Consider the following 21,349-nt stretch of genomic DNA (forward strand, 5'->3'; position numbering starts at 1 on the left):
GATGAGCGAACAGGTCTATCGGGTCGACAGCGAAACCCGCGAACAGCTGGGACGAGTGGCCGTCTTCATGGGAGGCGATTCCGCCGAACGGGCGGTGTCGCTGAAAAGCGGAGCGGCGGTGGTGAGCGCCCTGCAGTCTGCCGGTGTGGATGCCTTCGGAGTGGACGTTCAGGGCTGCCTGCTGGAGACCGTCAAGGAGCCGGAGTTCGACCGGGTCTTCATTGCCTTGCACGGCCGTGGCGGGGAAGACGGCACGCTTCAGGCCATCCTGGCTCAGGCGGGTATTCCCTATACCGGCAGCGAGGTACTGGCGTCGGCCCTGGCCATGGACAAGTTGCGCACCAAGTACGTGTTCGAAGGTTGTGGCCTGCCAACCCCGAAATTCCGGGCCATGGCCTCGGTCGAGGAAGCGGACGATGTGCTGGCGGCGCTCCGGCTGCCGTTGAGCGTCAAGCCGTCCCGGGAAGGTTCGAGCATCGGCATCTTCAAGGTGAGCAACCGGGAGGAACTGGTCCGCGCCTATGAGAGTGCCAGTGAGCACGATGCCCTGGTGCTGGTGGAGGAATGGATCGAGGGCCCGGAGTTCACCGTCAGTGTCCTGCAGGGACGGGCATTGCCGGCCATTGGCCTGAGTACCGATCACGAGTTCTACGATTATGACGCCAAGTACCTGACCGATGACACCCAGTATCGCATTCCCTGTGGCCTGGCACCGGATCTGGAGCTGGAGTTGCAGCATCTGGCGGTGGATGCCTTCAACATGATCGGCTGCCGCACTTGGGGACGGGTCGACATCATGCAGGATCAGGACGGCAGGTTCTGGTTGTTGGAGTTGAACACCTCGCCGGGGATGACCGATCACAGCCTGGTGCCGATGGCGGCCAGGGCGGCGGGGATCAGTTTTGAAGAATTGGTGGTGCGTATTCTGCGCGACACCCTGGAGACTGGCGATGCTTGAACGGGTCTTGGTGCGCGGGCGCGCCATACCCCCCGAGCCACCACGGCGACGGGGGGCCACGTCCCTGGAGCCGGACGGTGACCGCTTCAACCCCTTCCGGGCCCTGTGGGAGGCGCTGCCCTGGACCCAGGTCGGGCTTGGCGCCGTGGTGTTGATGCTGGCGGCACTGGTGCCCTGGGGCACCGGCGAGGTGCTCAGCGCCATGGACCGTCAGATCATGGCGATCGACGTTCGCGGCGAGCTGGTGGGCGAGAGTCGGGTCGCCCTGGAGCGGCGGGTCAGTGAATGGGTGGGACGGAGTTTCTTTGCCACCGATCTGGCCGAGGTCAAGTCCGCGGTGGAGCTTCGGCCCTGGATCGCCAGTGCCGCGGTGCGCCGTATCTGGCCGGACCGGCTGGTGGTGGAGGTGCGGGAGAAGAAGCCTCTGGCCTATTGGAACGCCCGGCAACTGGTCAGTCGCTCCGGTCAGCTGTTCGCGCCCGACAACCGGGATATCGTCGGGCGGCTGCCTCAGTTGGCGGGTCCGGATGAGCGGGTGAGGGATGTTATTGATATGGCGCGCGCCATGGCGGAGGTCCTGGCCCAGCGGGATCTGGGCTTTGCCGGACTGCGCCTGGAGCCGCGTGGGGCCTGGACCCTGACCCTGGCCAACGGCATTGAAGTGTCCCTGGGGCGGGACCAGGTGGAACAACGGTTTGAACGCTTCATCACGGTGTATCAGGAGAGTCTGGCGGCGCGTGCGGATGAGGTGCAACGAATTGATGCCCGGTATACCAACGGAGTGGCGGTTCAGTGGAAGCCACTGGACGGGGCATCAGGCAGTAAAACATAGACGCATTCTAGAACCACGTTTTGGTGAAACACATGTCATCGGTTGATACGGAAAACATGATCGTCGGCCTCGATATCGGAACCTCGAAAGTGGTGGCGATTGTCGGTAAACGAAAGCTGGACGGCACTATTGAGGTTGTCGGTATTGGGTCCCACCCCTCCCGGGGGCTGAAGCGCGGGGTGGTGGTCAATATCGAGACCACCGTTCAGGCGATCCAGCGGGCGGTCGAGGAGGCGGAGTTGATGGCGGGATGCCGGATCCACTCCGTCTACGCCGGCATTGCGGGCAGTCACATCAAGAGCCTCAATTCCCACGGCATCGTGGCCATCCGCGACCGGGAAGTGACCCAGGCGGACATCGACCGGGTGATCGATGCCGCCCAGGCAGTGGCCATCCCGGCGGATCAGAAGGTGCTGCACATCCTGCCCCAGGAGTTCGTCATCGATAACCAGGAGGGCATCAAGGAACCCATGGGGATGTCCGGGGTTCGGCTGGAAGCCAAGGTGCACCTGGTGACCTGCGCGGTAAATGCCGCCCAGAACATCGAGAAATGCGTCCGTCGCTGTGGCCTGGAGGTGGATGACATCATCCTCGAGCAACTGGCCTCCAGCTATGCGGTGTTGACCGAGGATGAGAAGGAACTGGGGGTGTGCGTGGTGGATATCGGCGGTGGCACCACCGATATCGCGGTGTTTACCGGCGGCGCCATCCGCCATACCGCGGTGATCCCAATTGCCGGCGACCAGGTCACCAACGACATCGCCATGGCGCTGCGGACACCGACCCAGAACGCCGAGGAGATCAAGATCAAGTATGCCTGCGCCCTGACCCAGCTGGCCGGTGCGGACGAAACCATCAAGGTGCCCAGCGTCGGTGACCGGGCGCCACGGGATCTGTCTCGTCAGGCCCTGGCCGAGGTGGTGGAACCCCGTTACGAGGAACTGTTCACCCTGGTTCAGTCCGAGTTGCGCCGTTCCGGGTTCGAGGACCTGATCCCGGCAGGCATCGTGATCACCGGCGGTTCCTCCACCATGGAAGGGGTGGTGGAACTGGCCGAGGAAATCTTCCACATGCCGGTTCGTCTGGCCTGCCCGCAGGCCGTGGCCGGTATGACGGAGGTGGTCAACAACCCGATCTACGCCACCGGTGTCGGGTTGCTGATTTACGGCTTCCGCCAGATGGACCTTGGGGTGGAGCCAGTGCTCAAGAGCGAGGACGCGCCCTCGCTGGTTGAGCGCATGAAAAACTGGTTCACCGGCAACTTCTAGGTGAACCAGGGCAGTACCCGGCTCCTGGCCGGGGGTGAACGAAGGTATCTCGAAAATCGAAGACTCAAATAAATCAGCCGGGACAGGCTGACAATCGCACGAAGGAGTAGGGGAAAATGTTTGAACTAGTCGATAACGTCCAGCAAAACGCTGTGATCAAAGTCGTCGGTGTTGGTGGTGGCGGCGGTAACGCTGTCCGTCACATGCTCAGCAGCGACATCGAAGGCGTCGAGTTTATCTGCGCCAACACCGATGCCCAGGCGCTGACCGACCTGGAAGCCCGTCAGGTGATCCAGCTCGGTGGCAACATCACCAAGGGCCTGGGCGCGGGGGCCAATCCCGAAGTGGGCCGGCAGAGCGCCCTGGAAGACCGCGACCGGATCGCCGATGCCCTGCAGGGGGCGGACATGGTGTTCATCACCGCCGGCATGGGCGGCGGTACGGGTACCGGTGCGGCACCGATCGTCGCCGAGGTGGCCCGGGAAATGGGCATCCTGACCGTGGCCGTGGTCACCAAGCCGTTCATGTTCGAAGGCGGCAAGCGGATGAGCGTGGCCGAATCCGGTCTGAAGGACCTGGAAGAGTGTGTTGACTCCCTGATTACAATTCCCAACGAAAAACTGCTGGCAGTCATGGGCAAAAAGACTAGTCTGCTGGATGCGTTTGCGTCGGCCAACGACGTGCTGCTGGGTGCGGTTCAGGGCATCGCCGACCTGATCACCCGCAACGGTATGATCAACGTCGACTTTGCGGATGTGAAAACCGTGATGTCCGAAATGGGCATGGCGATGATGGGCACCGCCCGCGCCTCTGGCGAAAACCGGGCTCAGGAGGCTGCCGAAGCCGCCATTCGCAGCCCGCTGCTTGAGGACATCAACCTGCAGGGCGCCAAGGGAATCCTGGTCAACATCACCGCGGGTATGGACCTCAACCTGGGCGAGTTCTCCGAGGTGGGTGACATCGTCCGTGAGTTTGCATCGGATTCCGCTACCGTGGTGGTCGGCACCGTGATTGATCCGGAAATGACCGAGGAACTGAAGGTGACCGTGGTGGCGACCGGCCTGGGCGGCGAACGCGAGAAGCCGACCAAGGTGGTGGACAATACCCGCACCCTGGATGGCACCACCGACTACAACCAGCTGGACCGTCCGGCGGTACTGCGTCGCCGTGCGGTTGCCAACGGTAATGTGGCCATCGACCAGAGCAAGGAAAGTGAGGAGCAGAGCGTGGACTATCTCGATATTCCCGCATTCCTCCGCCGCCAGGCCGACTGATAGTCTGGCGGTAACCTGCGTTTTGTCGTCTGTTGCCGGTCAGCAGGGCCAACGCTTGCACATGCTTGCTGAGGTAGTATTCGCACACTGAAATACCATCTGGTGTAGCCTGGTTGGTTAAATGGTATTCAGTTACGTTCTTTGGTATTCTCTGGCCAACTTTTTGCCCAGAAGATATCGACTTTTTGTTACGGGTATATGTGCCAATGATCAGACAACGGACCCTCAAAAACACCATCCGAGCCACAGGCGTTGGCTTGCATTCGGGTGAGAAAGTCTACCTCACGCTGAAGCCGGCTCCGGTGGATTCGGGCATCGTGTTCCGACGCACGGATCTGGATCCGGTCGTTGAAATCCGGGCCTGTGCCGAGAACGTTGGCGAGACCATGTTGTCGACGACCCTGGTGAAAGAGGGCGTCCGTGTGGCGACGGTGGAGCATTTGCTGTCGGCCATGGCGGGTCTGGGCATCGATAACTGCTATGTCGAACTGAGTGCCGCGGAAGTTCCGATTATGGACGGCAGCGCTGGGCCTTTCGTGTTCCTGCTGCAGTCTGCCGGTATCGCCGAGCAGGACTCCGCCAAGCGGTTTATCCGCATCAAGCGGGAAGTGACCGTGGAAGAAGGCGACAAGAAGGCGACCTTCCTGCCGTTCGACGGCTTCAAGGTGAGCTTTGGCATCGATTTCGACCACCCGGTGTTCAAGGGGCGGGCACAGACTGCCTCGGTCGATTTCTCCAGCACGTCTTTCGTCAAGGAAGTCAGCCGCGCCCGTACCTTCGGTTTCATGCGTGACATCGAGAAGTTGCGCGCCATGAACCTGGCGCTGGGCGGCAGCGTGGACAACGCCATCGTGGTGGATGATTACAAGATCCTCAACGAGGATGGTCTGCGTTACGACGATGAGTTCGTCAAGCACAAGGTGCTGGATGCCATTGGCGACCTGTACCTGCTGGGGAACAGCCTGATCGGCGAATTCCGTGGTGTGAAATCCGGCCACGACCTCAACAACAAGCTCTTGCGCAAGCTGATTGCCGAGGAAGATGCCTGGGAAGTGGTGACCTTCGATGACGAAGCAACGGCTCCCATCTCTTACCTGAAACCGGTACTGGCGGCTCAGACTTAAGTCAGGACGACTTAATCCCGCGCATGGCTGGCGAGTTTTTCGAGAACCTCGCGTAGTTTTTTATCCTTCGTGTGCCCGGCTTCCTCTTTGAGGAGCCGGGCATTTTCGTTACTGAGCGGCCGCATGGTACGGGCGCGGCGGATTGGGTGTCGCGCGGGGCGGACCTTGACGGTCAGTTTCCAGGCGTAGCGGAAGGCGTCCTCATGCCGGAGCGTTTCCAGGACCTCGTGCTGACGGTAGCGTACCTGGCTGGCGACGGCGGCCGATTCGGTGCTGAGGGTAAGTTCGCCGTCGTGGTAGCTGACGAAGCGGGTCCGGTCCCGGAGGGGATGGGGGATCGCGGCCAGCACCACCTGCTCGGCGCTGGCATGGAGCTGGGCCTTGGCCAGCAGTTGGTTCAAGGTCGAGGACGGTCGGGTGCTTTCGGGGCTCAGGTGCAGGCTGGGTTTCTGTTTCATGACAAAACCTATACTCGACGGCGACAGTTACGATTGGTTACACTTAGGCACGTTTATTCAGTGGGCTCTTTATTACACTCGTGTAATATGAAGCGCAAGGAGTGTAATCCTGGAGCGACTCACCGTGAAGCTCCCGGGCGCCGGCTGATACTTTTCCTAATTTTGTGGTCGTTGCCTACAGGATGCACCTTTTTTGATACAAGGTACATGCTGCCCATGAGCGAGTAGTCGGGGAAGGAATCCCCGGAGTTGGCACAGGAAGGCCGGAAGATCTGCAAGATCTTCCGCGACACTCGACTGCAAGGATACTGGGGCGGCTCCGGATGAATCCTGAAAATGATATGAACATTATTCTTGTCGGTAAGAAACATGGTGAATCCCGTGTGCTTGCGGTGACACTACCCCTGGCTGCCCTGGTGTTGTGTCTGGTGCTTGCGCTCGTCGGTGGGGCCGCCTGGCTCGGCTATCGAGCGGCTCAGCCGGTCAGCAGCAGTGAAAGCGAGTTTTCGCCGGCAGTGATTGCGGCCTGGCAGGAGCGGCTGTCGAACCAGCAGCGGGAACTGGCGGAGCTGGAAACCCTGGCCAGTCAGCAGGTCGATGCCCTGACGCTTCGCCTGGGTGAAATGCAGGGCCGTCTGCTGCGGCTTGATGCCATGGGGCAGCGTTTTGTCGAGTCCGGCCTGATTGCCAGCGATGAATTCGATTTCGACCAGCCTGCCGCGGTGGGGGGGCCGGAAGACACCATGCCGGGAGAGTCCTACACCACCCCGGAGCTCAGCGCGATGATTGGCCAGCTGGAAACACGCATTGCCGACCGTGAGCAGCAGTTGCGCCTGCTGGATTCCCTCATATCCCGTCAGCAGATCGAGAAAGAACGTTTCGTCGCCGGGCGGCCCATTACCTGGGGCTGGCTCTCTTCCCGTTATGGTTACCGTTCAGACCCGTTCACGGGTCGCCGCACCTGGCATAGCGGCGTCGACCTTGCCGGCAAGGACGGCAGCGACATCATTGCGGTGGCGGCCGGGGTGGTCACCTATGCCGATGACCGCCATGGCTATGGCAACCTGGTGGAAATCGACCATGGCGATGGCCTGGTGACCCGCTACGCCCACTGCAAGACCATTCAGGTGGAAGTCGGGGACATTGTCCAGAAGGGCCAGGTTGTGGCGTTGATGGGCAGCACCGGCCGTTCCACCGGCCCGCACGTGCACTTTGAAGTGCTTCGCAACGGCAAATCCCAGAATCCCGAGCATTACATCCAGCGCGCCAGCCGATAACCGGGCTGGCCGCGTCCCCCCCCCTTTTCCGTCCCTTGCTGGCTAAACCTTGCGCCCTGCCTTTTTTCCTTTTGCAAAATAAGGTTAGAATGCCGGCTTCCTCCGTTTAATCAAAGAAGCAGTGGTTTATGTTCTCGAAGCTCGCGACCAAGATGTTCGGCAGTAAGAATGCCAGGGAAATCAAAAGAATGCGCAAGATCGTCCAGCGCATTAATGAACTCGAGGAACAACTTGGCGGATTGTCCGATGCCGAGCTTCAGGGTAAGACTGCCGAATTCCGTCACCGGCTGGCCGAGGGCGAATCCCTGGATGCCCTGTTACCCGAGGCGTTTGCCGCCGTTCGCGAGGCGGGGCGCCGGTCCATGGGCATGCGCCACTACGACGTCCAGCTGATCGGTGCCATCACCCTGCATGAGGGCCATATCGCGGAGATGAAAACCGGTGAGGGTAAGACCCTGGTGGCCACCGCCGCGGTTTACCTGAACGCGCTCTCCGGCAAGGGCGTCCACGTGGTCACGGTGAACGACTACCTGGCCCGCCGGGATGCGGAATGGATGGGCAAGCTGTACCGGTTCCTCGGCCTCCAGGTGGGGGTCATCGCCGCCGGCCAGACGCCCGAGGAGAAGCGGGCGGCTTATCAGGCGGACATCACCTACGGCACCAACAACGAGTTCGGCTTTGATTACCTGCGGGACAACATGGCCTTCAGCACCGCCGACAAGGTGCAGCGGGGACTGAATTTTGCCATTGTGGATGAGGTGGATTCCATCCTGATCGACGAGGCCCGGACGCCGCTGATCATCTCCGGTGCCGCGGAGGACAGTTCCAAGCTGTACCGTGAGATCAACGACCTGGTGCCCAACCTGGAGAAGGGGGAGGAAACCGAGGAGGGCGAGCCGGAAGGCGACTTCACGCTGGATGAGAAGTCCCGTCAGGTGGAACTGACCGAGGCCGGCCACGAAAAGGTTGAAGAACTGCTGCTCAGCCGCGGCCTGCTGCAGGAAGGCGAGAGCCTCTACTCTGCCGCCAATCTCAGCCTGCTTCACCACGTCCACTCCGCCTTGCGCGCCCATCACCTGTTCCAGAAGGACATCGACTACATTGTCCAGGGCGGTCAGGTGGTGATTGTCGATGAGCACACCGGCCGTACCATGCCGGGCCGTCGCTGGAGCGAGGGCCTGCATCAGGCCATCGAAGCCAAGGAAGGGGTCAATATCCAGGCGGAGAGCCAGACCCTGGCCTCCACCACCTTCCAGAACTATTTCCGCCTGTACGACAAGCTGGCGGGGATGACCGGCACCGCCGATACCGAGGCCTTCGAGTTCCGCCAGATCTACGGCCTGGACGTGGTGGTGATCCCGCCCAACAAGCCGATTCAGCGGATCGATTACAACGACCTGATTTACCTGACCCAGGAAGAGAAGTTCCACGCCATCATCGATGAAATCAAGGACGTCACCGCCGAGGGGCGGCCGATCCTGGTGGGGACGGCGTCCATCGAGGCCTCCGAGTTGCTGTCCATGTTGCTCAAGAAGGCCCGTATCGAGCACAAGATCCTCAACGCCAAGCAGCACGAGAGCGAGGCGCACATCATTGCCCAGGCCGGTCGTCCGGGGGTGGTGACCATCGCCACCAACATGGCCGGCCGGGGGACCGATATTGTCCTGGGGGGCAACTGGGAGTTTGAGGTGGCGGAGCTGGACAACCCCACCGAAGAGCAGGTTGCCAAGATCAAGGCGGCCTGGACCGAGCGCCACAACCAGGTGCTGGAGGCCGGTGGCCTCCACATCGTCGGCACCGAGCGCCACGAATCCCGCCGCATCGACAACCAGCTCCGAGGTCGTGCCGGGCGTCAGGGCGACCCGGGCTCGTCCCGTTTCTTCCTGTCCCTGGAAGACAACCTGATGCGGATCTTCGCACCCGACCGGGTCAAGAGCCTGATGCAGGCCATGGGCATGAAGAAGGGCGAGGCGATCGAGCACCGGATGGTGACCAACGCCATCGAGAAGTCCCAGCGCAAAGTGGAAGGCCGCAACTTCGATATGCGGAAGACCCTGCTGGAGTACGACGACGTCGCCAACGACCAGCGCACCGTGATCTACGAGCAGCGTAACGAGGTCATGGCCTCCGACGACATTTCCGACATGATTGAGACCATCCGTGCCGACGTGGTGGACAGCCTGGTGAGCGAGTTCATCCCGCCCCAGAGCATGCCGGAGCAGTGGGACATCGCGGGGCTGGAAGCCCAGTTGCAGTCCGAGCTGGCGGTGGAACTGCCGATCCAGAAGTGGCTGGATGAGGACAGCAAGTTGTACGAGGAAACCCTGCGTCAGCGCATCCTCGACGAGGTGGTCACGGTGTATGCCGGCAAGGAGCAGGTGGTGGGCGCCGAGTCCATGCGCAAGTTCGAGAAGCAGGTGGTATTGCAGGTGCTGGATACCCTGTGGAAGGAGCACCTGTCCAACATGGATCACCTGCGTCGCGGTATCCACCTGCGTGGCTATGCCCAGAAGAACCCCAAGCAGGAGTACAAACGCGAAGCCTTCAACCTGTTCGAGTCCATGCTGGAGACCATGAAGCGGGACATCACCCGGGTGCTGTGTCACGTCAAGGTACAGAGCCGGGAAGAAATGGAAGCGGTGGAGCGCCGTCGTAAGGAGGAGCTGGAGCGGGAGCTGGCCAAGGCCAAGCTTCGTCACGACGAAACCTCCGCCACCGCCCAGAAGCCGGCCGAGCCCGGAGAGGGCGCCGGTGGCACGCAGGCCACACCGGAGACCTTCGTGCGACAGGAGCGCAAGGTGGGCCGCAACGAGCCCTGCCCCTGCGGGTCCGGGAAGAAGTACAAGCAGTGTCACGGCAAAGTGACCTGAGGCCGACACACTGATTCACAACCCGCACCCTGACCACAGCAGGCTGCGGGTTTTTCGTTTTAGCCGGATCCCATCCGGCCGCTAATTGGAAGAGGAGAGACAATCATGGCGGTAGGGCCGGGCACTTTGCCTGAGTTTTTTCCCGTTGCGGGCGTTCGGCTGGGCATAGCCAGTGCCGGAATCAAGACGCCCGGACGCAAAGATCTGGTGGTGCTGGAGCTGGCCGAAGACAGCCGGGTCGCGGGGATATTCACCACCAACCAGTTTTGTGCGGCCCCGGTCACCGTGGCGCGCCAGCACCTGAGCCAGGGCCAGCCCCGCTACCTGGTGATCAACACCGGCAACGCCAATGCCGGTACCGGCGCCCAGGGCATGCGCGACGCCCTGGCCACCTGTTCCGCCCTGGGCGAAGCGGCAGGTGTGCCGGCTGCGGCGGTGTTGCCGTTTTCCACCGGGGTCATTGGCGAGCCCCTGCCCCTGGACCGGTTGGTGGCGGCGCTACCGGCGGCCCTGGACAATCTGTCCGAGACCCACTGGCCGGAGGCGGCGGCGGGCATCATGACCACCGACACCCGGCCCAAGGGCAGCAGCCGCCAGGTGACGGTGGGCGGTCAGCGGGTGACCATTTCCGGGATCAGCAAGGGGGCCGGTATGATTCGCCCCAACATGGCCACCATGCTGGGCTTTATCGCCACCGATGCCCGAATCGAGCCGGGTCTGCTGCAAACCCTGGTCAGCGAGCTGGGGGAGCGGTCGTTCAACCGCATCACCATCGACAGCGATACCTCCACCAACGATGCCTGCATGCTGATTGCCACCGGCCAGAGCGGTGGCGCGGAAATCGGTCCGGACAGCCCGGACCTGCCGGTGCTGCGTGAGGCGCTGGCGGAGGTCTTCCTGGAGCTGGCCCATGCCATCGTCCGTGACGGCGAGGGCGCCACCAAGTTCGTCACCCTGGACATCCGTGAGGCGGCCAGCCAGGACGAGGCGCTGGCGGTGGCCTATACCGTGGCCCACTCGCCGCTGGTGAAGACCGCGCTGTATGCCTCGGACCCCAACTGGGGACGGATTCTGGCGGCGGTGGGCCGTGCCGGGGTGGCAGGGCTTGACCTGGAGGCCATCGAAATCTGGCTGGGGGAGGTGTGCCTGGTGCGCAATGGCGGTCGGGCCGACGACTACAGCGAGGAGCGCGGTCAGGCGGTGATGGACCAGGAGGAGATCACCATCCGCATCGACCTGAAGCGCGGCGCGGTGCAGGAACGGGTCTGGACCTGTGACTTCTCCCACGACTATGTGACCATCAACGCGGAATACCGGACCTGACCATGACCGAAGTGCATGTGGCGGTCGCCGTGATCCGGCGGGGGGAGCGGGTGTTGATTGCCCGTCGTCCCGACCACGTCCACCAGGGCGGCCTGCTGGAGTTTCCCGGGGGCAAGGTGGAACCGGGCGAGACGGTGCAGGCCGCGCTGGTTCGCGAGATCCAGGAAGAAACCGGCCTGGCGGTGGCGCCGGAGTCGTTGCAGCCGGTTATCGGGGTGCGCCACGACTACGGCGACAAGCGGGTGTTTCTCGATGTCTGGAGCGCCGACACCGTGGTCGGCGAGGCCCATGGCCGCGAGGGGCAGGAAGTGGCCTGGATGCCGCTGGCGGACCTGCGGGATGCCGATTTCCCGGCCGCCAATCGCCCCATCATCCAGGCGCTGAAGCTGCCTCATCAGTACGCCATCAGCGGTCATTTTGACACCGTGGAGGCGGGCCTGGAACGCCTCGAGCGGGGCCTCGCCGCCCACTGCCCGGCGTTGGTGCTGCTGCGGGCCCCCTGGTTACCGGCGCGGGACTACCGTCGGTTTGCCGAGGCGGGCCTGGCCCTGTGCCAGGCCGCGGGGGCCGCCGCCCTGGTGCATGGCCTGGCCGACCCCGGGCTGCTGGCGGCGGCAGCGGGCGTCCACTTGCCGTGGCGTGAGGCCGCAGGCTTGTGCGAGCGCCCCGTGGCGCCCGACAGGCTGTTGGCCGTTTCCTGTCACAGTCAGGCGGAGCTGCGTCAGGCCATGGCACTGGGCGCCGATTTCGCCACTTTGGGGGCGGTCCAGGCGACGCCCTCCCACCCCGACGTCCAGCCCATGGGCTGGCAGCAGTTCGAGCGCGAAGTGGCCTGCGCCGCCCTGCCGGTGTTTGCCCTCGGCGGGGTGACCCCGGCCGATATTGACCAGGCCCGGGCGCGTGGGGGCCAGGGTGTCGCCGGCATCGGCCTGTGGTGGTAACCCCTGCCTCTGGCGGGGCGGAATCAGGTACACTGTGGGTAATTCAGTGAAGCGGGAGCCGATGTGAGCGAACTGACACACCTGGATGACAAGGGCGCCGCCCGCATGGTGGACGTGACCGCCAAGGCGGTGACCGAGCGAGAGGCCCGGGCGCAGGGCTTTGTGCGCATGGCGCCGGACACCCTGGCGATGATTGTCGATGGCCAGCACCCGAAGGGGGATGTGCTGGCGGTGGCCCGCATTGCCGGCATCATGGCGGCCAAGAAGACCCACGAGCTGATTCCGTTGTGCCACGCCCTGAACCTGACGTCGGTGAAGGTGGAGCTGACACCCCAGGAGCAACCGGCGGGTATCCAGATCGAGGCCCGCTGCAAGCTGGCCGCCCAGACTGGCGTGGAGATGGAGGCGTTAACGGCGGTCAGTGTCGCCGGATTGACGCTTTACGACATGTGCAAGGCGGTGGATCGGGGGATGGTGATCGAACAGGTCCGCCTGCTGGAGAAAAGCGGCGGTCGCAGCGGGCACTGGCAGGCCGGGTAGGCCGGGCCGAAAGGGGAAGCGATGAACAAACCACAGCCACTGATCGACAGTTTCGGGCGCCAGGTGACCTACGTGCGCCTGTCGGTGACCGATCGCTGTGATTTCCGCTGTGTCTATTGCATGGCCGAGGAGATGACCTTCCTGCCCAAGTCCCAGGTGTTGTCTCTGGAAGAGATGGAGGTGCTGGCCCGCAACCTGGTGGCCTGTGGCGTCACCAAGATCCGGCTGACCGGCGGCGAACCCCTGGTGCGCCCCGGGGTGGTGGACCTGGTGCGTAAGTTGCGTCGACTGCCGGGACTGCAAGAGCTGTGCATGACCACCAATGGTGGACGCCTCCAGGACCTGGCGCAGCCATTGAAGGACGCCGGACTGGATCGTCTCAACATCAGCCTCGACAGCCTGGATGCCGAGCGCTTCCACGCCCTGACCCGAACCGGGCGTCTGGGACGGGTGCTGGCGGGCATTCGCGCGGCGCAGCAGGCCGGCTTCGAGCGCACCAAGCTCAATGCAGTGATCCTGCGTGGGCGCAACGAAGACGAAGTCTTGCCCCTGGTCCGGTTCGCGTTGGCCCATCGGCTCGACCTGAGCTTTATCGAGGAAATGCCGCTGGGAGTGATTACCGAGCATGATCGGGCGGAGGCGTTCATGTCCAGTGACGACCTGAGCGCCCTGATCCGCCGGGAGTTTGACCTTGAGCCCCTTGCCGAGACCACCGGCGGGCCGTCGCGCTACTACGAAGTGCCGGGGCATCCGGTGCGGATTGGGTTCATCTCCCCGCACAGCCATAATTTCTGCGGCGACTGCAATCGGGTACGGGTCACCACCGAGGGCCGGTTGCTGCTGTGTCTGGGGAACGAGCATTCGATGGACCTGCGGGCGGTATTGCGGGATGGCCCGCAGCAACCGGAGGCGGTGGATGGCCGGGTGCGGGAGGCCCTGCAGGCGGCCATGGCAATCAAGCCGGAGCGGCACGACTTCAGCCTGGAAGACGAGCCCCAGATCCTGCGGTTCATGAACGCCACCGGTGGCTAGCACAGGGGCCGATGCTGGTGGGCCCACCTTCGTACTACGCCAATCGGCGGCCTTCTGTTAAAATGCCCGGCCTATTCAGATCGAGGGGCCGCCGTCAGTGTCCCGTGTGGCCCGGCCAAAGGCCTGGGATCCGTGGCGCGACTCCCTAATTGCGAGGAAATATTGTGGCTGTTCGCTACGTTCAGAGCTGCCGGCTGCCCACACCGTTCGGTGTCTTCGACATGCACGGTTTTGAAGAGCCGGACACGGGCAAGGAGCACATTGCCCTGACACTGGGGTCACTGGCGAGTGACGAACCCATGTTGGCCCGGACTCACTCCGAATGCCTCACCGGCGACGCGCTCTACAGCATGCGCTGTGACTGCGGCTACCAGCTCGAAGAGGCCCTGCGCAGCATCGCCCGGGAAGGACGTGGCATCCTGCTGTACCTGCGCCAGGAAGGGCGTGGTATCGGCCTGCTTAACAAGATTCGCGCCTACAACCTTCAGGATCAGGGGGCGGACACCGTCGAGGCCAACGAGCGGTTGGGCTTCGCCGCTGACCTGCGCGATTACAGCATGTGTCGCGACATGTTGTCCCACCTGGGCATCTCCAGCCTGCGGCTGATGACCAACAATCCCCGCAAGGTGGACGCGCTGAAGTCCTACGGCATCGACATCGCCGAACGGGTGCCGCTCCACGTAGGGCGCAACCCGCACAACGAAGGCTACCTCAATACCAAGCAGAGCAAGCTGGGCCACTGGCTCGAGACCCACCAGGATGACGACCCGGTCGAATAATCCGGCAGGAGGAGGGCAGCGCTAGAGGCCGGACTGACCGCTAGCGTGCAATTTTCAGGGTTTGGCGAGCCCGCAACTGGTCCAGGCGCTGTTCGATGCTGCGGCGGATACCGTCGGTATCCAGGCCGCAATCCGCCAGCAGATCTCCGTGTTTGCCGTGCTCGACAAACGCATCCGGCAGGCCCAGTTGCAACATCGGTTGGGCGATGCCCTGCCGGTTCAGGAATTCACTTACCGCGCTGCCCGCGCCGCCCGCCACCACGTTTTCCTCAAGGGTGACCAGCAATTCGTGCTGTTCGGCCAGTTCCATTACCAGGGCCTCGTCCAAGGGCTTCACAAAGCGCATGTCGGCCACCGTGGCATCCAGCGCCTCCGCGGCTCTCAGGGCCGGTGCCAGCAGGGTGCCAAAGTTGAGAATGGCGACGCCGTCACCTTCCCGAACCCGCCGGCCCTGTCCCAGCGGCTGGGCGGTCAGTTCCGCCTGCAGCTCGCGGCCGGGGCCGGTGCCCCTGGGGTAGCGTACCGCGGCCGGGCCGTCGTAGAGCAGGCCGGTATGCAGCAACTGCCGGGTCTCGTCCTCGTCGGACGGCGTCATTACCACCATGTTGGGGATGCAGCGCAGGTAGCTGATGTCGAAGGCACCGGCGTGGGTGGGGCCATCCTCGCCCACCAGGCCGGCCCGGTCGATGGCGAACAGCACATCCAGGTTCTGGATGGCGACATCGTGAATCAGCTGGTCGTAGCCCCGCTGCAGGAAGGTGGAGTAGATGGCGACCACCGGCTTGGCGCCGTCACAGGCCAGGCCGGCGGCGAGGGTGACGGCATGCTGTTCGGCGATGGCGACGTCAAAATAGCGGTCGGGGAAGCGCCGGGAGAAGGCCAGCAGGTCCGAACCCTCGCACATGGCGGGGGTAATGCCGACCAGGCGCGGGTGTTGCTCCGCCGCGTCACACAGCCACTGACCAAAGACGTTGGCGTACTTGGGCTTGGCGGGGGCTTTCTTAGCCACCGGCGCCGGCTTGCTGGCCGGGACCGGCTCGATCTTGTTGATGGCGTGGTAGCCAATGGGATCGGCCTCGGCGGGCGCAAAGCCCTTGCCCTTCTTGGTCACCACATGCAGGAACTGCGGGCCATCCAGGTCACGGATGTTTTCCAGGGTTTCCACCAGCAGCGGCAGGTCGTGGCCATCGATGGGGCCGATGTAGTTGAAGCCCAGTTCCTCGAACAGGGTGCCAGGGGCGATCATGCCCTTGAAGTGTTCTTCGGTCTTGCGGGCCAGGGCCATCAGTTGGGGGGCCCCCTGCAGGACCCGCTTGCTGCTGTCCCGCACCTGGTTGTAGGTGCGGCTGGCCAGCAGCTTGGCAAAATAGTTGGACAGGCCGCCCACGTTGTGGGAAATCGACATGTCGTTGTCGTTCAGGATCACCAGCATGTTGGCGCGCAGGTGGCCGGCATGATTGAGTGCCTCGAAGGCCATGCCGGCGGTCATGGCACCGTCGCCGATCACCGCTATGCTGCGGCGGCGGCTGTCCTCCAGGCGGGCCGCAATGGCCATGCCCAGGGCGGCACTGATCGAGGTGCTGGAGTGGCCGACGCCGAAGGTGTCGTAGTCGCTTTCGCCGCGCTTGGGAAACCCGGCGAGCCCGCCTTTCTGGCGGATGCTGGCCATGCGTTCCCGACGCCCGGTGAGGATCTTGTGGGGGTAGGCCTGGTGGCCCACGTCCCACACCAGCCGGTCATCCGGGGTGTTGAAGACGTAATGCAGCGCGACCGTCAGCTCCAGTACGCCCAGGCCCGCGCCAAAGTGGCCGCCGGTCTGGCCTACGGACCACAGCAAGAAGGCCCGGAGCTCCCGCGCCAGCTGGGGTAGCTGATCATCAGACAGCAGGCGCAGCTGGTCTGGCGTGTCAATCCGGTCCAGCAGCGGCGTGTTGGGCCGTTGTGGCGGGATTTCCTTGAATGTGTATGTGTCCTGCATCCGCTTGCGTCTTTTCCGCGTGTGTCAGCTACTGGTGAATAACGCCGTATTATACGGGATGATCGGCGCCAGTTTCACACTGATTGGGGGTGGTTGCCAATGGGCTCCGGGAATGCCGGTTAGCCCGCTCAGTGGGTCCTGGCTACGACAAAGTCCGCCATGTCCCTCAGTGGGTCCGCTTCGGGGCCAAATCCCCCGAGGCTGTCCAGGGCTGAGCGGAGCAGTTCCCGCAGATGTCCCCGTGCTCCCTCGATACCGAGCAGCGCCGGGTAGGTGGGCTTTTCCCGGGCCGCATCGGAGCCCTGGGGCTTGCCGATCACCGCCGTGTCGCCCTCGATGTCCAGCAGGTCATCCTGTACCTGGAATGCCAGCCCGAGCGCGCGGGCATACTGGGTCAGTTGCTCCAGCTGCTCCGTCGTCGTCGACTGGCTGGCCAGGGCCCCCATCCTTACGCTTGCCTCGATCAGGGCGCCGGTTTTGTGTCGGTGCATGGACTCGAGGGTGGCCAGGGCCAGTTGCTGGCCCACCGATTCCAGGTCGATGGCCTGGCCGCCGACCATGCCGGCCGCACCGCTGGCCCTGGCCAGCTCCTGCACCAGGCGTATCCGGGTGGCGGCGTCGAGGCCCGGGGCCTCGCTGAGCCAATCAAATGCGGCGGCCTGCAGGGCATCGCCGGCGAGAATGGCGGTCGCCTCGTCAAACGCGATGTGCACCGTGGGCCGACCGCGCCGCAGCTCGTCGTCGTCCATGGCTGGCAGGTCATCGTGCACCAGGGAATAGGCGTGGATGGCTTCGATGGCGCAGGCCGGCACCAGCGCCGTGTCCGCGTCCCGCCCCATGGCCTGTGCCGCGGCCAGGCAGAGTGCTGGCCGGATTCGCTTGCCCCCACCCAGGAGGCTGTAACTCATGGCGTCGTGGAGCCGCGTTGAGGGCTGGCGGATGGAGGCCAGCAGTCGATCAAGCTCGGCGTCCACCAGGCCTTGGCTCTGCGCCAGGAACGCCTGGGTAGCGGCGGTCGATGTCGGCATCAGGCGGACTCATCCGGATTGAAGGGTTTGCTTTCCAGGCTGCCATCCTCCAGTTGCACCAGCTGTTCGATGCGCTGCTCGGCGGATTTCAGGGCCTGTTGGCAATCGCGGGTCAGTTTCACACCGCGCTCGAACGCACCGAGCGACTGCTCCAGCGACAGTTCGCCCTGTTCCAGGTCCTTGACCAGGCTTTCCAGTTCGTTGAGGGCCTTCTCGAAGTCAGCGATGGATGTTGTGCTTGGCTGGTCGGCCATAGTGCCGGTTCTCCGGTTGCTCCACGGATTTCCGGCGGATTATATCAGAGGTTCCCGCTGCCAGCAGAACTGTCTGTGGTCGCCCGGTTGGCCCTGTGGCGTCCAGGCCTGCTCGGTCACGGTAATCTCGCCGTCACGGCGCACGGTGACGATGGTGGTGGCCCGGGTGCCGTAGTGGGGGCCGACGATGAACGGCGACGACAGGAAGCGCTCGGTTTCCAGGCCAACACCGGTATCGGGGAGCACGTGGTCCGGCGCTGGTGTGGGGTCCTGTAGCTGTTCAATCAGCTGGGCGTGGAGCTGCCCGGTGGGCCGGATGGAGGGATCGGCCAGGGTGCTGGCCACGGCGTTGCGCAGTCGCAACAGCTTGGGCCAGGGGCTTTGCAGCAGGTGGTTGCTCAACCCGTAGCTGCCCCGATGGAGGTGGCGGCCAGGGTGGGCGTCCCGGTTGCTGTAATACCAGCCGTGGCCATGGTCGAGCGGGCTCAGCTTCACCAGGTTAAAGCCTGAATAGAGGTCCTGTTGCGCCGTCAGCCGTGCCTGCAGGGTGTCGGTTTCAGTGGTCAGCGCACGCACCGGCAGCTCGCCGCGGGAGTGGCGGCCCATCTCGGGGGTGCCCTCGCGGACGTTGGTGACGGCGGCCACCTGACCCGCGCGGTCGATGGCCAGCCAGGTGCCGCCGGATTTCAGGTCACGGCCGGCGAGCAGGTCGGGCTGTGACCACCAGTCCATGGCGGCGGTGGGGCGCTGATGGAATTCGTCGCGGTTGGCGGCCACCAGCAGTGGGAAATCCGGGTGCTGGCCCAGTGAGAAGATGATCAGGCACATGGTGTTGGCGGGTTCCTCGGCGGTTGGGCGTTCGGCGGCAGTGCATGCCACGGTGATAATCTGACGCCTGCTTGTGTATCATACCAGCCTTCATGCATAGACCGGATTTGGGCGGGCCATGTCGATAGTGATTCTGTTTGCGTTGTACCTGGGGTTGGGCGCCCTGGCCGGAACCCTGGCCGGGCTGTTCGGCATCGGGGGCGGACTGGTCATTGTGCCGGTGCTGATCTTCAGCTTCGGCCTGCAGGGCATTGACCCGGACGTCGCGGCCCACCTGGCTGTCGGCACATCCCTGGCCACCATCGTGTTCACCTCCATTAGCTCCATTCGCTCGCACCACGTCAAGCAAGGGGTGCGCTGGGAGATTTTCCGGCCGATGACCGCCGGTATCGTGATTGGCGCGATGCTCGGGGCCTGGACTGCCTCCCTGCTCAGTGGTACGTCACTGGAACTGATCATCGGGGTGTTTGTCATTTTGGTGGCGTTGAAGATGCTGCTGGAAGTTAACCCCAGGCCGGGCCGGGATGTGCCCGGCGCGGTGGGGCTGGGGGGCGCGGGTGCCGGCATCGGCTGGGCGTCGGCGATTTTCGGCATTGGTGGGGGCACCCTGACGGTGCCGTTTCTCAGCTGGTGCAACGTGCGCATGCAACAGGCGGTGGGGACGTCGGCGGCCTGCGGCCTGCCCATCGCGGTGGCCGGAGCGCTGACCAACATTGCCACCGGCTGGCAGCAGCCCCAATTGCCCGAGTTCAGCGTGGGCTTCATCTACCTGCCGGCGCTGGTGGGTATTGTGCTGACCAGTGTATTCTTCGCCCGGTTCGGTGCTGAGCTGGCTCACCGCCTCGACGCCCGCGTATTGAAGAAGATATTCGCGCTGGTGCTGATCATCGTCGGCATCCGTTTTCTGCTGTAGTGTTCGATCCGATTCCTGACCCAAGAGGTTCTTGATGCTGCGTCATCCGCAATTTGATCCGGTCGCCATTTCCCTGGGCCCCTTGAAGGTGCACTGGTATGGGCTCACCTACCTGGTGGGCTTTCTGGTGGGCTGGTGGCTCGGCCGGATCCGCGCCCGCAAACCCTGGTCCCCGATCAACGAGCAGCAAATGGGGGATGTACTGTTTTACATCGCCATCGGAGTGATCCTTGGAGGGCGGTTCGGCTATGTGCTGTTCTACAACTTCGATCGCTTCCTGATGGACCCGTTGTGGCTGTTGCGGGTTTGGGAGGGCGGCATGTCCTTCCACGGCGGTCTGCTGGGGGTGATGCTGGCGATGTGGTGGTTTGGTCGCAAGGTCGGCCGCAGCTTCTTCGAGATCGCCGATTTCATTGCCCCGCTGGTGCCGGTGGGGCTCGGCGCCGGGCGTATCGGCAATTTCATCAATGGCGAGCTCTGGGGGCGGGCCACCGACGCGCCCTGGGGCATGGTGTTTCCCCAGGCACCGGACGCCCTGGCCCGCCATCCGTCGCAACTCTACCAGTTCGCCCTGGAGGGCCTGGTGTTGTTTGTGGCGCTCTGGTGGTTCTCCGCCAGACCGCGTCCGAAAATGGCGGTGTCGGGGTTGTTCCTCACCCTCTATGGCTGCTTCCGCTTCCTGGTGGAATTCGTGCGCCAGCCGGATCCGCAACTGGGCTACCTGGCCTTTGACTGGCTCACCATGGGGCAATTGTTGTCCCTGCCGATGATCGTGGCCGGTCTGGCGTTGATGTTCATGGCTTACCGGAGACAAGTGGCATGAAAGCCTATCTCGACCTGATGAAAGACGTTGTCGACAACGGCATCGATCGTGGCGATCGCACCGGGGTGGGAACCCGCTCGGTGTTCGGACGCCAGATCCGTTTCGACTTGAGCCAGGGATTCCCGCTGGTGACCACCAAGAAGGTCCACCTGCGCAGCATCATCTATGAGCTGCTGTGGTTCCTCAACGGCTCCACCGACAACAACTGGCTCAAAGAGCGCAAGGTCTCGATCTGGAACGAGTGGGCGCTGGACAATGGCGACCTGGGGCCGATCTACGGCAAGCAGTGGCGCAGCTGGCGCTGTCCCAACGGCGAGGTGGTGGACCAGATCAGCGAGGTGATCGAACAGATTCGCCGCACGCCCAACTCCCGGCGGCTGATCGTCTCCGCCTGGAACCCGGCGGAGCTGCCGGACGAGTCCATCAGCCCCCAGGCCAACGTGGAGCAGGGCCGGATGGCGCTGGCGCCGTGCCACTGCCTGTTCCAGTTCTACGTGGCCGACGGCCGGCTGTCGTGCCAACTCTACCAGCGCAGTGCCGACCTGTTCCTGGGGGTGCCCTTCAACATCGCCTCCTACAGTCTGCTCACTCACATGATTGCGCAGCAGTGCGACCTGGAAGTGGGGGAGTTCGTCCACACCTTCGGCGACTGCCACTTGTACCAGAACCACCTCACCGACGACATTGTCTTCGAGCAGCTCAAGCGGGAGCCGCGGCCCTTGCCACAGCTGACGATCCGTCGCCGGCCGGACAGCCTGTTCGACTACCAGCTGGAAGACTTTGAATTCGAAGGTTATGAGCCCTGGCCGCTGATCCGCGCGCCCATTGCCATCTGAACTTGGAATCCGT

19 protein-coding genes and 1 pseudogene are annotated in these 21,349 nt (G+C 63.6%); 15 read left to right on the top strand and 5 right to left on the bottom strand.

Features of this window, described 5'->3' with window-relative positions; genetic code table 11:
* The first annotated feature begins 1 nt into the window (after position 1).
* The 5 genes and pseudogenes from R3175_RS06900 (at position 2) to lpxC (ending at position 5,456) form a co-directional block, all read left to right on the top strand.
* Complete coding sequence (locus R3175_RS06900) at positions 2-958, top strand: D-alanine--D-alanine ligase (protein WP_318943438.1); 957 nt, start codon at positions 2-4, stop codon at positions 956-958.
* On the top strand, positions 951-1,790 hold the full coding sequence (locus tag R3175_RS06905; protein ID WP_318943151.1) for a cell division protein FtsQ/DivIB: 840 nt from the start codon (positions 951-953) through the stop codon (positions 1,788-1,790). The genes R3175_RS06900 and R3175_RS06905 overlap by 8 nt, the downstream gene beginning before the upstream one ends.
* A gap of 32 nt (positions 1,791-1,822) precedes the next feature.
* A complete protein-coding gene (gene ftsA, locus R3175_RS06910) occupies positions 1,823-3,058 on the top strand; it encodes a cell division protein FtsA (protein WP_318943153.1) in 1,236 nt (411 codons plus the stop codon).
* 116 nt (positions 3,059-3,174) lie between these two features.
* Positions 3,175-4,164 (top strand): annotated as a pseudogene (ftsZ, locus tag R3175_RS06915) (cell division protein FtsZ); the annotation flags it as partial.
* Between the two features lie 374 nt (positions 4,165-4,538).
* The gene (gene lpxC, locus R3175_RS06920; protein ID WP_318943157.1) at positions 4,539-5,456 is read left to right on the top strand and encodes a UDP-3-O-acyl-N-acetylglucosamine deacetylase; all 918 of its coding nucleotides are present in this window, start codon (positions 4,539-4,541) and stop codon (positions 5,454-5,456) included.
* Positions 5,457-5,467: 11 nt separating this feature from the next.
* Here the strand turns inward: lpxC and R3175_RS06925 are convergent, their stop codons facing one another.
* Positions 5,468-5,914: a DciA family protein gene (locus tag R3175_RS06925; RefSeq protein ID WP_318943159.1), complete on the bottom strand. Its 447-nt coding sequence runs from the start codon at positions 5,912-5,914 to the stop codon at positions 5,468-5,470.
* Between the two features lie 341 nt (positions 5,915-6,255).
* On the opposite strand from R3175_RS06925, the gene R3175_RS06930 reads away from it, so the two are divergent.
* The 7 genes from R3175_RS06930 to ribA all read left to right on the top strand — a co-directional run bounded on the left by R3175_RS06930 (position 6,256) and on the right by ribA (position 14,676).
* Positions 6,256-7,191, top strand: coding sequence for a M23 family metallopeptidase (locus R3175_RS06930; protein WP_318943160.1), 936 nt, complete (start codon positions 6,256-6,258; stop codon positions 7,189-7,191).
* A 128-nt stretch (positions 7,192-7,319) separates the two neighbouring features.
* Positions 7,320-10,061, top strand: coding sequence for a preprotein translocase subunit SecA (gene secA, locus R3175_RS06935; protein WP_318943162.1), 2,742 nt, complete (start codon positions 7,320-7,322; stop codon positions 10,059-10,061).
* Between the two features lie 105 nt (positions 10,062-10,166).
* Positions 10,167-11,384 carry a bifunctional glutamate N-acetyltransferase/amino-acid acetyltransferase ArgJ gene (gene argJ / locus R3175_RS06940; protein WP_318943164.1) on the top strand — a complete coding sequence of 406 codons (1,218 nt, stop codon included), beginning with the start codon at positions 10,167-10,169 and terminating at the stop codon, positions 11,382-11,384.
* Between the two features lie 2 nt (positions 11,385-11,386).
* Positions 11,387-12,325, top strand: coding sequence for a Nudix family hydrolase (locus tag R3175_RS06945; protein WP_318943167.1), 939 nt, complete (start codon positions 11,387-11,389; stop codon positions 12,323-12,325).
* A 63-nt stretch (positions 12,326-12,388) separates the two neighbouring features.
* Positions 12,389-12,865, top strand: a complete 477-nt coding sequence (gene moaC / locus R3175_RS06950) for a cyclic pyranopterin monophosphate synthase MoaC (protein ID WP_318943169.1) — start codon at positions 12,389-12,391, stop codon at positions 12,863-12,865.
* 21 nt (positions 12,866-12,886) lie between these two features.
* Positions 12,887-13,897 carry a GTP 3',8-cyclase MoaA gene (moaA, locus tag R3175_RS06955; protein WP_318943170.1) on the top strand — a complete coding sequence of 337 codons (1,011 nt, stop codon included), beginning with the start codon at positions 12,887-12,889 and terminating at the stop codon, positions 13,895-13,897.
* 164 nt (positions 13,898-14,061) lie between these two features.
* Positions 14,062-14,676 (top strand): GTP cyclohydrolase II, encoded by a 615-nt coding sequence (gene ribA / locus R3175_RS06960; protein WP_318943171.1) that lies wholly within the window; start codon positions 14,062-14,064, stop codon positions 14,674-14,676.
* Between the two features lie 40 nt (positions 14,677-14,716).
* On the opposite strand, the gene dxs is transcribed toward ribA, so the two are convergent.
* The 4 genes from dxs to R3175_RS06980 form a co-directional block, all read right to left on the bottom strand.
* Positions 14,717-16,654: a 1-deoxy-D-xylulose-5-phosphate synthase gene (gene dxs, locus R3175_RS06965; RefSeq protein WP_318943172.1), complete on the bottom strand. Its 1,938-nt coding sequence runs from the start codon at positions 16,652-16,654 to the stop codon at positions 14,717-14,719.
* Positions 16,655-16,782: 128 nt separating this feature from the next.
* Complete coding sequence (locus R3175_RS06970; RefSeq protein WP_318943173.1) at positions 16,783-17,682, bottom strand: farnesyl diphosphate synthase; 900 nt, start codon at positions 17,680-17,682, stop codon at positions 16,783-16,785.
* Positions 17,682-17,936 (bottom strand): exodeoxyribonuclease VII small subunit, encoded by a 255-nt coding sequence (locus R3175_RS06975; RefSeq protein ID WP_318943175.1) that lies wholly within the window; start codon positions 17,934-17,936, stop codon positions 17,682-17,684. Before R3175_RS06975 ends, R3175_RS06970 begins: the two co-directional genes overlap by 1 nt.
* A gap of 39 nt (positions 17,937-17,975) precedes the next feature.
* Positions 17,976-18,764, bottom strand: coding sequence for an NRDE family protein (locus R3175_RS06980; RefSeq protein WP_318943439.1), 789 nt, complete (start codon positions 18,762-18,764; stop codon positions 17,976-17,978).
* Between the two features lie 130 nt (positions 18,765-18,894).
* Here R3175_RS06980 and R3175_RS06985 point away from each other — a divergent pair, with 130 nt between their 5' ends.
* From R3175_RS06985 to R3175_RS06995, 3 genes are read left to right on the top strand one after another with little or no spacing between them, the layout of a single operon-like run.
* On the top strand, positions 18,895-19,677 hold the full coding sequence (locus tag R3175_RS06985; RefSeq protein ID WP_318943441.1) for a sulfite exporter TauE/SafE family protein: 783 nt from the start codon (positions 18,895-18,897) through the stop codon (positions 19,675-19,677).
* Between the two features lie 34 nt (positions 19,678-19,711).
* The gene (gene lgt / locus R3175_RS06990; protein WP_318943176.1) at positions 19,712-20,500 is read left to right on the top strand and encodes a prolipoprotein diacylglyceryl transferase; all 789 of its coding nucleotides are present in this window, start codon (positions 19,712-19,714) and stop codon (positions 20,498-20,500) included.
* Complete coding sequence (locus R3175_RS06995; protein ID WP_318943178.1) at positions 20,497-21,336, top strand: thymidylate synthase; 840 nt, start codon at positions 20,497-20,499, stop codon at positions 21,334-21,336. Before lgt ends, R3175_RS06995 begins: the two co-directional genes overlap by 4 nt.
* The last annotated feature ends 13 nt before the right edge of the window (positions 21,337-21,349 follow it).

The sequence above is a fragment of the Marinobacter sp. genome (assembly GCF_033722735.1).
In the GTDB taxonomy this organism is placed as follows: Bacteria; Pseudomonadota; Gammaproteobacteria; order Pseudomonadales; family Oleiphilaceae; genus Marinobacter.